This is a genomic window from Micromonospora sp. HNM0581, assembly GCF_012726175.1.
GTDB lineage: Bacteria > Actinomycetota > Actinomycetes > Mycobacteriales > Micromonosporaceae > Micromonospora.
Map to the genome: position 1 here is coordinate 136137 of NZ_JAASAD010000003.1, position 12062 is coordinate 148198.

9 protein-coding genes are annotated in these 12062 nt (G+C 72.3%); 6 read left to right on the top strand and 3 right to left on the bottom strand.

Translation table 11 applies throughout. The annotated features are described in order from the left end of the window. Positions 1-14: 14 nt before the first annotated feature. The 3 genes from HCA58_RS05990 to HCA58_RS06000 are packed head-to-tail and all read right to left on the bottom strand — an operon-like array spanning position 15 to position 3981. Positions 15-1112 (bottom strand): FAD-binding oxidoreductase, encoded by a 1098-nt coding sequence (locus HCA58_RS05990; RefSeq protein ID WP_169596760.1) that lies wholly within the window; start codon positions 1110-1112, stop codon positions 15-17. Beyond that, positions 1109-2770, bottom strand: a complete 1662-nt coding sequence (locus tag HCA58_RS05995; protein ID WP_240955567.1) for an FAD-dependent oxidoreductase — start codon at positions 2768-2770, stop codon at positions 1109-1111. Before HCA58_RS05995 ends, HCA58_RS05990 begins: the two co-directional genes overlap by 4 nt. Continuing rightward, complete coding sequence (locus tag HCA58_RS06000; RefSeq protein ID WP_169596761.1) at positions 2767-3981, bottom strand: Rieske 2Fe-2S domain-containing protein; 1215 nt, start codon at positions 3979-3981, stop codon at positions 2767-2769. Before HCA58_RS06000 ends, HCA58_RS05995 begins: the two co-directional genes overlap by 4 nt. A 262-nt stretch (positions 3982-4243) precedes the next feature. Between HCA58_RS06000 and HCA58_RS06005 the strand changes: the two genes are divergently transcribed. From HCA58_RS06005 to HCA58_RS06030, 6 genes are all read left to right on the top strand, one after another. Further along, on the top strand, positions 4244-5590 hold the full coding sequence (locus tag HCA58_RS06005) for an ATP-grasp domain-containing protein (RefSeq protein ID WP_169596762.1): 1347 nt from the start codon (positions 4244-4246) through the stop codon (positions 5588-5590). After that, positions 5587-6735: a saccharopine dehydrogenase C-terminal domain-containing protein gene (locus HCA58_RS06010; RefSeq protein WP_169596763.1), complete on the top strand. Its 1149-nt coding sequence runs from the start codon at positions 5587-5589 to the stop codon at positions 6733-6735. The genes HCA58_RS06005 and HCA58_RS06010 overlap by 4 nt, the downstream gene beginning before the upstream one ends. Positions 6736-6745: 10 nt before the next feature. Continuing rightward, entirely contained in the window at positions 6746-8047 is a 1302-nt protein-coding gene (locus HCA58_RS06015) for a SidA/IucD/PvdA family monooxygenase (RefSeq protein WP_169596764.1), read from the top strand. Positions 8048-8078: 31 nt separating this feature from the next. Further along, positions 8079-10061, top strand: coding sequence for a class I tRNA ligase family protein (locus HCA58_RS06020; RefSeq protein WP_169596765.1), 1983 nt, complete (start codon positions 8079-8081; stop codon positions 10059-10061). A gap of 12 nt (positions 10062-10073) precedes the next feature. Further along, complete coding sequence (locus HCA58_RS06025) at positions 10074-11387, top strand: aminotransferase class III-fold pyridoxal phosphate-dependent enzyme (RefSeq protein ID WP_169596766.1); 1314 nt, start codon at positions 10074-10076, stop codon at positions 11385-11387. 68 nt (positions 11388-11455) lie between these two features. Next, complete coding sequence (locus HCA58_RS06030; protein ID WP_169596767.1) at positions 11456-12049, top strand: sigma-70 family RNA polymerase sigma factor; 594 nt, start codon at positions 11456-11458, stop codon at positions 12047-12049. Positions 12050-12062: the final 13 nt, after the last annotated feature.

Genomic DNA, 12062 nt, shown 5'->3' on the forward strand with positions numbered 1-12062 from the left:
ACGGACCCGCCCGGTCAGGCCGAAGCGAACCGACCCGGCCGGAACGCCCCGGCCAACTCGTGCTCACCACCCCCGGTGACCTCGCGCGCCGCGATCTCCCCGAGCAACGGCCCGAGCGTGAGCCCGCTGTGCGTGACGATCACGTAGAGCTTGTCCTGCCCCGGCACCGGCCCGACGATGCTGCGCCCGTCGCGCGGCATCGGGCGGACCCCTGCGAAGGCAGCCTCGACCGTGACTCCCGCCGCCGCGGGCAGGACCTCCGGCAACCGGGCCAGCACGGCCGCCGCGGCCACCCCGGTGTCCTGCGGCAGCCGCACGTCGACCTGTTGGCAACGCAGCACCAGTCGTCGTCCGTGGTGCGGCCGGATGCTCAGACCCGGCGCGTGCACCACCCGCCCCAGGCTCACCCCGGGCGGCATCGGCGACGTCTGGACCAGCAGCCCGCGGGTCAGGACGCCGGGATCGTCCGGGCCGGCCAGGGGCAGTCCGTAGCCGCGCCCGGCCAGCAGACCGGCGGTGGTCCGACCCGCGCAGCAGACCACCGCGTCGGCGGTGATCCGGTCCCCCGACACCAGCCGTACGCCGTCGCCGCCGAGCTCGGCGACGGGTGCGTCCAGGCGGACCCGCAGGCCGTGCCGCCGCCCGGCCGCACGCAGCCGTTTCAGGAAAAGGTCCGCGACGACGTAGCCGTCGTCCGGGTAGTGGACCACCGGGCCGGCGTCGTCCGGGATGCGCAGCGCCGGCTCGAGGCGGCGGGCCGCACGGGGGGTGTACTGCTCGGCGGCCCAGCCCTTGGCCCGGTACGACGCGGTGGCCTCCAGCAGCGTCTTGGCGGCCTCCGGGCTGTCGGTCCAGTGCAGGTTGCCGGCCGGATGGAAGCCGTTGCCGGGTATGTCGGCCGCGAGGCGCCGGTGCGCGGCCTGTGCCTCGTGGGTGAGAGCCCAGTAGTCCGCGTTGCCGTCGTCCACCGGGTTGACCCAGGCGAAGCTGTGCGCGGACAGGGTCCGCTCCGGCGGATCGGCACCGAGCAGCGTGACCGAGGCTCCGGTACGGGCCAGCCGGTACGCCACGCAGGTGCCGACCGCCCCCGCACCGACCACGACGATCCTCATCGGTCGCCCCGCGCGTTGTGCCGCGGGTCGGACGAGCCCGGCGTGCCGCCGGAACCGGGCGGGCCGAACGCGCGCCCGCACCGATAGCCGCCGGTCAGCGCGGCGGCCAGCGTCGCGCCGGAGCCGGGATAGCCGGGTCCCATCGGGCCGGCCGCGACATTGCCGCACGCGTACAGGCCGGGGATCGCACTGCCGTCCGCCCGCAGCACGGCACCGGTCGGGCCGGTCCGGACGCCGCCCTTGGTGCCGATCATGCCGGAGCGCACCTCGACCGCGTGGTACGGCGGCTCCTCGATCGGGCCCAGGCACGGGTTGCCGGGTTGCCGGTCGTCGCCGTAGTAGCGGTCGTGCTCGGTCTCGCCGCGCCCGAACTCCGGGTCGTGGCCGTCCCGGGCGTGGGTGTTGAACCCGGCCACCGTCCGGACCAGACCGTTCTCGTCCACGCCGCAGTTCTTGGCGAGTTCGGCGAGCGACGTGCCGTGTCGCCACCAGCCGGGCGGTGGGGCGCCGGCCGGCGTGCCGCCCACCGCGTAGCGGCGTCGGAACGCGTCGTCGAACACCAGGTAGGCGGGACTGTGCCGAAGCCGGTGCAGGGTCGGGTCGAACGCGTGCAGCGCGCGGGTGATGTCGTTGTAGTTGACCGCCTCGTTGACGAACCGGCGGCCGGTCCGGTCCACCAGGATCGAGCCGGGCAGGCAGCGTTCGGCGACCAGGTGGCGGGTCAACGGTTCACCGTCGTACGTCTCGCCCGGGTCCTGGACGATCGGCGCCCACCAGGCGTCCGACATCGCGTCCAGCGCGGCGCCGGCCGCCATCGCCATGACCAGGCCGGCGCCGCGGTTGCCGGGCGGGCTGACCGGCGCGCTGGCGGGCTCACGCAGGAACGCCCGCCGCAACACCGTGTTCCACTCGAAACCGCCGCTGGCCAGCACCACGCCGAGCGCGGCGGGCAGGTCGCCGGCGTCCGTGCGTACCCCGGTTATCCGGTTGCCGTCACTCAGCAGGCCGCGCGCCGGGGTGCCGGTGCGGAACCGGACGCCGCGGTCGTCGGCAGCGGCGACCAGGCCGGCGACCAGGCCGGCGCCGACGGCCACCACGCCGTCGCGTTCGCGGCGGGCCACCTCGGTCTCGTCGCGGGTGCCGGGCCAGCGGCTGCGCTGCCGCTCGTCGTACGTGAGGGCGGCGGTGAAGTGCGGGCCGACCCGGATCCGGTCGAGCAGGCCGGGACGGCCGGCAGTGGCGTAGGGCAGCACGTCCAGGCAGCGACCGCCGCCGGGCAACGCGCCGGGCCAGTCACTATGGTAGTCGGGCCGGTCGATGGCGGCGACCCGGACCGGCGTGTGGGACAGCAGGTAGTCGACCATCGGGCCGACGGTGTCGAGGAACAGGTCGATGTCGGCGTCGGGCACCGCGCCCTCGGTGACCCGCTTCAGATAGCGACGGGCCGCGTCGCCCGAGTCGGTGAGACCGAGGGCGCCCAGCATCGGGTTCTCCGGCGCCCAGATCATGCCACCGGAGACCGCGGTGGTGCCGCCGAGGCGGTCGGTGCTCTCCAGCACGGTGACCCGCCGCCCGGCGTCGGCCGCCAGGCAGGCGGCCAGCAGCCCGGCGCCGCCGGATCCGACCACCACGACGTCGGTGGCGTCGGAGACATTCATCGGGTACGCCAGTCGCAGCCGGCGGGTACGGTCAGCGCGGCCGAGCGAACCTGCCCGTAGTCGGCGTCGACGCCGGGGGCACGCTGTCCGAGCGCGTGTTGTTTCAGCGCCTTGAGCAGGTAGCGACGGGTGGCGATGATGCCGGTGTCGCTGCGGCCCGGGTTCTCCCGAGTGCGGTCGACGATTGGGCCCATGCTCTCCTGCACGGCGATGTCCTGCATGACCAGGCCGCGGATGCCGGAGAAGCTGCGGCCGTCACGCATCTCGCCGCGGTCCTGACCCCAGGCGTTCTCCCTGCTCCAGCCCGCGCGGATGTTGTCCGGGTCGAGGGTGGCCAGGTCGAGGCCGAACTGGCTGGCGAACACCGTCGGGTCGACGGGTCGCTCCTCGTTGTACCAGAGGTACCACATGATCGTGCGGTGGTCGTCGACCGGCACCCAGGCGTGCCAGAGCCGGTCGCCGGACGGCAGTTCGGGAACCACCGTGTAGAACGGCATGGCGAACGGCTTGACCCGGACGAGCTGCTCGCCGGTGGACAGGTGCCGGACGGCGGCGAAACGCAGCCCGTACGGCTGTTCGTCGATGTCGTCACGCGGGGCCACGTCGTCCAGCAGTTCGCGCAGGGCGCCGGCCCGGGCCTCGGTCTCGTGCAGCAGGGCGACGTGCGCGGAGTCCACGTCGGCCTCCAGGCCCTGCAACCAGTTGCACTCGACCGGGGCGATGAGGCCGAACACCTGCTCGGGCGGCAGCTTGTGGAAAGCGAAGCCGGGCAGCGGCGGCGCCTCACAGGTCGGGTTACCGGGCCAGATCCAGATGATGCCGCCGGCCTCGGCGACTGGGTAGGTGCGCATCTTGACGCGAGAGGCGAACTTGGTCAGCTCCGGCGGCTCGGACGGGGTCTCCAGCACCTCGCCGGTGACTGAGAACTTCCAGCCGTGGTAGATGCAGCGCAGCGCGCAGTCCTCGTTGCGGGCCAGGACGAGCGAGGCGCCCCGGTGCGGGCACGCCTCGGCGAAGCAGCCCAGGGTCCCGTCGGCGGCCCGGAACAGCACGAGCTTCTCGCCGAGCAGCTCGACCGGGACCGGTGCGCCGCCAGGTTCCGCGACCCGGGCCGAGCGCATGACGGGCATCCAGTACTCCCGCAGCAGGTCGCCCATCGGTGTACCGGCCCCCACCCGGGTGAGCTGGTCATTGACTGTCCTGGTGGTCATCGACGTTCTCCGTCCGTCCCGCGGGTCGGTCACTCCTCTGGTGGACGAACGGACGGGACGATGCGTGACAGCGCGATGACGTTCGGCTATGAAGTCCCTTGACGCTGACGTACTTCTATGTTGAGATTGCTTTACCCAGCCGCCGCATTCGCGAGCTGCCCAGGCTTTCCGGATAAGCCGCGCGACTCCTTCAGTGCAACCAGGAGCAGATGCTTCACGACTGCAGCCAATCGACCTTCAGCTGCCCATAGAGTGAGGCTCGATGAAAATCCGTCAGGTCCTGTTCGTCAACCTTCGGCGCATCGAAAGGGAAGGAATGGAGTCCCTGCTGGCTGCGCGCCGGCTGGGCTACGAGGTCGTGCTACTGGGCCGCTCACTGCCGGACTTCGCCGCGCCGCTGGTGACCGATTTCCACCAGGTGGACACCTACGACACCGAGTTGGCCCTGGCCGCCGCCAACGAGCTGGCCAGCAAGCACGACATCGCAGGGGTGCCCAGCTTCACCGAGATCGACGTTCAGCTCGCGGCCGCGATCGCGGCGCAGCTCGGGTTGCCGGGGATGAGCGCCACCTCCGCGCTGCGCGCCCGAAACAAATTCGAGATGAAGAATGCGTTACGAGATCTCGACGGTGTCCTGCCGGAATTTCGCCGGGTGCGGACGCTGGCCGAGCTTCGGCGGGCGGTCGAAGAAATAGGGTTTCCTGCAATCATTAAGCCGACCGGCGCCTCCGGCTCCAAGGGAGTTTTCGAACTGCGCCGGCCGGAGGACGTGGAACCGGCGCTGGAGCAGCTCGAACGAATCGCCAGCCCGCAATTCGACGCGGTGTTCCGGCAGTTCGGGGCGGAATTCATCGTCGAGGAATACCTGGACGGCACCGAGTTCAGCGTGGAGGGCATGGTCGCCGCCGGGCAGGTGCACGTGGTCGCCGTGACCGACAAGATCACCTCGGTGCCGTACCACCTGGAGGTCGACCACCGGATGCCGGCCGCGATGGGCGCCGAGACCCTCGCCGGCGTCACCGCTACCACTGGCCGCATCGTCACCGCGCTGGGCTTCGACAACTGCGCCTTCCACCTGGAGGCGAAGTGGGGCCCGAAGGGGATGCGGTTCATCGAGGTGGCCGCGCGGCCGGCCGGTGACTACATCGCCTCGCACCTGATCCCGCTCGCCACCGGCGTCGACTACTTCGCCGACCTGATCCGGATCGCGGTCGGCGAGGCACCGGTCCTCCAGCCGGACCGCGCCCTCCACGCCGGGCTTCGGTTCGTGCTGGCCGACGGGCCGGGTCGCTTCGACGGCGTGGACGGGGTGGCAGCGGTGGCCGGCGATCCGGGCTACCCGCACCTGTTCTTCGAGCACCCGCCGGGCACCGCGATCGCGTTGCCGCCGGAGAACTTCGGCCAGCAGCGGGTCGCCGCAGTCGTCGCCCGGCACGCCACCCGCGCCGGCCTGGACGCGCTGCTGGACGCGGTGCCCGGCAAGGTCACCGCCCGGATGGACGCTCCGCCGCCGCGCCGCTCCGCACCAGCACCAGCACCAGCACCAGCACCAGCACCAGCACCAGCGACGCTTCGAACCCCGACCCTGGACGGGATGTCGAATCGATGAGAGTCACCCTATTCGGGTGCGGCCGGATGGGTCTGGGCTGCGCACACTCGCTGGCCACCGATCCCGCCGTCACCCGGCTCACCCTGTTCGACACCGACCCGGACCGGGCCCACGACACGGCCCACCGGATCACGCCGTACGCGACCGGCACAGTCACCGTGGCCACCGACCCGGATGCCGCCCGGGCCGGTCAAGACGTGCTGGCCACCGCGCTGCCGTGGGCCGCCTGCCGGGACCTGATCGGCACGGCGGCCCGCACCGGCGTGCCGATCGCCGGAATCGCCCGGCCGCACCAGGACGACCTGGCCATGCTGGGCGACCTGGACCGGCCGGGCACGTCCACCGTGCTGCTGCCCATCGGCCTGGAACCGGGGCTCACCGAGCTGCTCGCCGCGGAACTCGCCGAACGCCTGGACCACACCAGGTCGGTGGAGATCTTCTGCGGTGGCATCCCGGGCACGCCGCGCGAACCGATCGGGCACGTCTCGTTCTTTGGCGGTGAGAGCGCCCACCACCTGCCGATCGCCCAGCGGGACTCGCTGGCCACCCGGCACGGCCGGCTGGTCACCGTCCCGCGCTTCTCCGGCCTGGAGGAGCGCCACTTCGACGGGATCGGCACGTTGCAGGCGTACCACGACGGGATGGTGCCCTGGCTGCGGACACACCCGGCGCTGAGCGAGGCGGACTGCACGCAGAAGACGGTGCGCTGGCCCGGGTTCGGCGAGGCGGTCACCCGGCTGGCCCAGCTCGGGCTGCTCGGCGAGGAACCGGTCGACGTGGACGGCGCCCGGGTGGTCCCGCGCCGCCTGGTGGAACGGGTGCTCGCCCCGCGCGTGATGGCCCGCCCGGCGGACACCGACCTGGTGGTGCTGGAGGTGATCGCCCACGGCACCCTCGGCGGCCGGCCGCACGGGCTGCGCGTCCGGCTCACCGACACGCACGATCCAGCGACCGGGCTGGCCGCGATGACCCGGTGCACCGGCTTCGCCCTGGCCGCCGCGAGCCTGCTGCTGGCCGGCGGCGAGGTGGGCGGCGCGGGCTGGCAGATGCCGCATCTCGCGATCCACGGCGCCGCCCGCGGGCGGCTGCTGGACACGCTACGCCGGCACGGCATCCGGATCGCCGAACTGATTCCCGCCGCGTAGGAGGCACACGATGAGCGGACCCTCGCCGACGCTCGACCTCGTCGGGATCGGGATCGGGCCTGCCAACCTGAGCCTGGCCGCACTGTTGGCCGACCGCGGCGGGCTGCGCAAGGTCTTCCTGGAACGCAAGAAGTCGTTCGAGTGGCACAGCGGGATCATGGTGCCGAACGCCCGGATGCAGGTGCACTTCCTCAAGGACCTGGTGACGCCGGTCGACCCGACCAGTCCGTACACGTTCCTGTCGTTCGCGGTCGAGGAGAAGCGGTTATACCGGCTGCTGGTCAGCGGCCGGACGCACATCCCACGCCGGGAGTTCGAGCAGTACTGCCGCTGGGCCGCGGACCGCATCGACGACCTGCGGTTCGGGGTGGCGGTCGACACGGTGGAGTTCGACGGCGACGCGTTCCTGCTGCGCAGCAACCACGGCACGATGCGGGCGAGGAACATCGTCATTGCCACCGGCTTGCAACCGTGGCTGCCGCCGTGCGCGGCCGGGCATGCCCCGGACCGGGTGCTGCACGCGGCGAACCTCCTGGACGTGCCGCGCGACCTGGCCGGCCGTCGTGTGGCCGTGGTGGGTGGCGGGCAGAGCGGTGCCGAGGTGGTGCTGCATCTGCTGCGTGCCGGCGAGCAGCGCCCGAGCCGCCTGCTCTGGGGCACCCGCCGCGGCAACCTGTTCCCGCTGGACGACAGCCCGTTCGTCGAGGAGCACTACCTGCCGAACTACAGCCGCTACTTCCATGCCCAGCCGCCGGAGCGGCGGGCTCTGCTCAACGAGCAGCAGCGGATGTCCAGCGACGGTGTCTCCGCCGGCCTGCTGCGCGAGATCTACCAGCAGCTGTACGACCTGGAGCTGGTCGAGGGCGTCGCCCGGCCGTGCGACGTGATGGTCGGCCACCAACTGCTCGGCATCGACCAGCAGCGCCACGGTCTGCTCACCACGTGGCGCTCGGCGGACGGCGAGCTGGTGCGGCGGCACGTGGACGTGGTGATCTGCGCGACCGGCTACCGGCACGGGCTGCCGCCGGTGCTGCGCGGGCTGCGCGACCGGATGCCGGACGAGCTCCCGCCGGTCCGCGCCGACTTCAGCCTCGAATGGGACGGCCCGGCGGACAACCTCATCTTCGTGCAGAACGCGGCCCGGCGCGACTTCGGCGTGGCCGACCCCAACCTGAGCCTGCTCGCCTGGCGCAGCGCGACCATCGCGAACAGCCTGCTCGGCGAGAAGCGCTTCGACACCGGCCAGGTCAGCGGCGCGGTCGACTGGGTGCACGCGGACGACCAGCTGATGACCGGCACCCGCGGCGACTGAGCCGCACACCAGGCGCGGAAAGGAAATCTCGATGATCGTCACCGGCATCCCGCGTTCGGTCGCGGACCTGAACGCCCCGGACTTCGTGCGCAGTGCCCCGCCCGGCTGGACCACGGACGCACCGCCGCCGTTCGCGGTCACCCGGGTCACGCTACGCCCCGGCGAGATCACCGCCGCGCACAGCCACCACGACACCGAGGTGTGGATCATGCTGGCCGGTCACGGCGAGGTGCGGTCGGACGGCCGGGTCGCGGCGGTGACGGCCGGGGACACCGTTACGCTGCCCCCGCTGGAACGGCACACGCTGCGCAACCTGGCGGACGACGAGCCGCTCACCTTCCTCAGCGTCTACTGGGAGGACATGCCGCGGCTGGCCGCCGCCTACGCCCCGCGCCGGGCCGCGTCGGTGGCGCGCGACGAGCGGCCCGTGCTGCTACTGCCGTCGTTCCCCACTCCGAACGGCGAACTGCATCTCGGACACATGGCCGGGCCCTACCTGGGCGCGGACTTCGCGCGGCGGGCGCTGCTCGCCGCCGGCACCCCCGCGCACCTGCTGCTGGGCACGGTCGGCCACCAGAGCCAGGTGGCCGCCGCGGCGCGCGCTGCCGGCGTGTCGTTCCACACCCTGGCGGAACGCAACACCGACGGCATCATGGCCGGGCTACGGGCGGCGGGCATCGAGTGGGACGTGTTCGTCCGACCCCGCGACGAGGTCTACCCGGCGCTGGCCCGTCAGGTGTTCGAGCGGTTGCGCGACACCGGCGTGGTCGTCCGGCGGACCGTGCCTACGAACTTCTGCCCGGCGTGCGAGGTGTTCCTGTTCGAGGCGTTCGTGGCCGGCGCCTGCCCGCACTGCGGGTCGCGGGACACCGCGGGCATCGAGTGCGAGAAGTGCGCACTGCCGTTCGCGGACGCCGACCTGGTCGACGCGTCCTGCGGCACGTGCGGCACGGCCGCCGAACACCGGCCGCTGGAGCGCTGGCTGATGCCGCTGGAACCGCTGCGGGACCGGCTCACGGCCTATCTCGCGTCGGTGCGGACCGGGCCGCGGATCGCCGCGTACGTCAGCCGCATCCTTGCCGGGCCGCTGCCGGACCTGCCGGTGAGCGTGGTCGCCGCCGACGGCATCGAACTGCCGGACAGCGGCGGGCAGCGGATGTACTCGGCGTTCGAGCTGGCCGCCCGGTTCCTCACCGCGGTCGACAGGCTGGCCCGCGATTCCGGCGCGGACGGCTGGCAGTCCTACCTGGATGAGCATCGGCCACGGACCGCGCTGTTCTTCGGCTTCGACAACGCGTACCTGCGCGCGGTGGTGTTCCCGGCGGTGCTGGGCGCGTTCACCGACCGGATCGACCTGCCGGACACGCTGATCGGCAACGAGTTCTATCTGCTCAACGGCGCAAAGTTCTCCACCGGCCGCGGGCACGTGATCTGGGGCCGGGACGCCTTCGACGACAAGACCCAGGACCGGCTGCGGCTGTTCCTGGCGGCCACCCGGCCGGAGCACCGGCGCCGCAACTTCTCCACCGTCGACCACGACGCGTTCGTGCAGCGCGAACTGGTCGGCCGGCTGGACGACTGGCTGGCCGGGGTCGGCAAGCGGGTGGCCGGGCGGTTCGCCGGTCGCGCGCCCACCGCCGGCACCTTCTTCCCGGCCGCCGAGGAGTTCGCCGGCCGGATCGCCACCCTGCACACCGAGATCACCGCCGCACTGGCCCTCGACCGGTTCTCGCCGGCCGGCGCGGTCGCCGCCCTGCTGGCCTTCCTGGAGCCGGCGCGGCGGTTCGCCGAGGACGCCGAGGACCTGCTCACCGCGCCCGCGTTGGACGGCCCGGCGCGGACCTGTGTCGCCCTCGAACTGATGGCCGTACGCAGCCTGGCCCAGGTGCTGCGACCGCTGGTGCCGGCCACCGCGGACCGACTCGCCGAGCAGATCGGCACCGTCGAGCCCACCGCCGAGCCGCGCTGGGTCACGCCCGGCACCCCCGTCCGTGTCAGCCCCCTGTTCGCCTGAGGAAGGACCCAGATGACCATCTCCGCGTACGATCTGCCCGGCGTCGCCACCGCCAGCACCGTCGCCTCGGCCGAGCTGAACCGGCGGGCCCGCGAGGTGATGCCGGGCGGGAACAGCCGCACCGCGGTCTACAGCAGCCCCTATCCGATCTACGTGCGGTACGGGCACGGCGCCCGGGTCGTCGACGTCGACGGCACCGAGCGGCTGGACTTCCTTAACAACAGCACCGCGCTGATTCACGGGCACGCGCACCCGACGATCGTGCGGGCGGTAGCCGAGGCGGCGGCCCGGGGCACGTCGTTCGGGATGCCGACCGAGACCGAGGTTGCGTTCGCCGAGGCGCTGACCGCCCGCAACGAGACGTTCGAGCACGTGCGGTTCACCAGCACCGGCACCGAGGCGGTGATGATGGCGGTGCAGGCGGCCCGCGCGCACACGCTACGGCCGAAGCTGGCGAAGATCGCCGGGGCGTACCACGGCGCGTACGACGCGACGGCCATCAACAACGACGGCTCGGGATCGCTGATCACGCACGCCACCCTGGGCATCCCAGCCGGGGTCTCCGACAACACCGTGATCATCCCGTTCAACGATCCGGAGGGCGCGCTGGAGGTCCTCGGCCGGCACGCCGGTGAGCTGGCCGCGATCCTGATCGACCCGCTGCCGTGGCGGATCGGCCTGGTGCCCGCGTCTGCGGAGTACCTGGCCGCGCTGCGCGGGTTCTGCGACGAGCACGACGTGGTGCTGATCTCCGACGAGGTCGGCTCGTTCCGGATCGGGATGGGCGGCGCGATCGCCGAGTTCGGGTACGCCGCGGACCTCACCGTGCTGGGCAAGGTGATCGCCGGTGGCATGCCGATCGGCGCGGTCACCGGCCGCCGCGACGTGATGGCCGTGTTCGACCCGAGCGCCGGATCGCCGCCACTGCCGCACTCCGGCTCGTACAACGCGAACCCGGTAAGCATGAGCGCCGGCCTCGCGTCGCTGGCGCTGCTGACGAGCGACGAGATGGACCGGATCAACGGCCTCGGCGCGGACGTGCGGGACCGGATGCGGCAGATCCTGGCCGACCACACGCCGGGCGGCTGGACGGTCAACGGCAACGGATCACTGTTCCGGGTGCTCGGCCCGAACGCGACCGGTGCCGACGGCCGCCCGGTGAACGCGGTGAACCTGTTGTCCCGCGCGCTCCTGCGGCACGGCGTGCACATCGGTGACTCGGGGCTCGGCTGCGTGTCGACGGCGATGGAGCCGGACGACGTCGACGCGTTCGCGCGGGCGTTCACCGCCGCCGCCGACGACGTCAGGGCCGGCCTCGCGCAGTAGCTGAAGTCCCGTTGGTGTTCGTCCGGCCCGGGACCGGGCGGTCGATTCCCCGAGGAGGAACAAGCCCCATGGGTGGGACAGTGCGGGAATTCGAGAGCCATCGCCGCCGGCTCCTGGCGATCGCGTATCGCTGGGTGGGTTCCACGGTCGAGGCCGAGGACATCGTGTCGGAGGCGTGGATCCGGTGGCACCGGGTCTGCGACGTACGCGATCACGGCGCGGTGCTGTCCACCATCGTCACCCGGCTGTGCAGCGACCACCTCAAGTCGGCCCGGATCCGTCGGGAGAAGTGCAGCGGCACGACCCTGCCGGAGCCGGCCGGTCCGACCCCGGCCAGCCCGCAGCACAAGCTGGAACGCGACGAGGAGATCGCCCTGGTCGCCCGGCAACTGCTGGAACGGCTGAACCCGGCGGAACGGGCGGTCGTGGTGTTGCGGCACGGCTTCGAGTACACCTATCGGGACGTCTCGGCGATCACCGGCATCCGCGAGGCGTCCTGCCGCAAGCTCTACAGCCGCGGGCGGGCCCGGCTCGCGGGTGACCGCCGGTTCCGGATCGAACCGGAGAAGCAGGCCGAGCTGGCCCACCGGCTGGTCGCGGCGAGCCGGTCCGGTGAACTGCACGCCCTGGAGCGGTTGCTGGCCGCGGACATCAAGAACTGACTTCCGAAGGGTT

Bases quoted from the DNA above. Each gene is read 5' to 3' on its own strand.
- HCA58_RS05990 (WP_169596760.1), bottom strand. From the start codon at position 1,112: ATGAGGATCGTCGTGGTCGGTGCGGGGGCGGTCGGCACCTGCGTGGCG.
- HCA58_RS05995 (WP_240955567.1), bottom strand. From the start codon at position 2,770: ATGAATGTCTCCGACGCCACCGACGTCGTGGTGGTCGGATCCGGCGGC.
- HCA58_RS06000 (WP_169596761.1), bottom strand. From the start codon at position 3,981: ATGACCACCAGGACAGTCAATGACCAGCTCACCCGGGTGGGGGCCGGT.
- HCA58_RS06005 (WP_169596762.1), top strand. From the start codon at position 4,244: ATGAAAATCCGTCAGGTCCTGTTCGTCAACCTTCGGCGCATCGAAAGG.
- HCA58_RS06010 (WP_169596763.1), top strand. From the start codon at position 5,587: ATGAGAGTCACCCTATTCGGGTGCGGCCGGATGGGTCTGGGCTGCGCA.
- HCA58_RS06015 (WP_169596764.1), top strand. From the start codon at position 6,746: ATGAGCGGACCCTCGCCGACGCTCGACCTCGTCGGGATCGGGATCGGG.
- HCA58_RS06020 (WP_169596765.1), top strand. From the start codon at position 8,079: ATGATCGTCACCGGCATCCCGCGTTCGGTCGCGGACCTGAACGCCCCG.
- HCA58_RS06025 (WP_169596766.1), top strand. From the start codon at position 10,074: ATGACCATCTCCGCGTACGATCTGCCCGGCGTCGCCACCGCCAGCACC.
- HCA58_RS06030 (WP_169596767.1), top strand. From the start codon at position 11,456: ATGGGTGGGACAGTGCGGGAATTCGAGAGCCATCGCCGCCGGCTCCTG.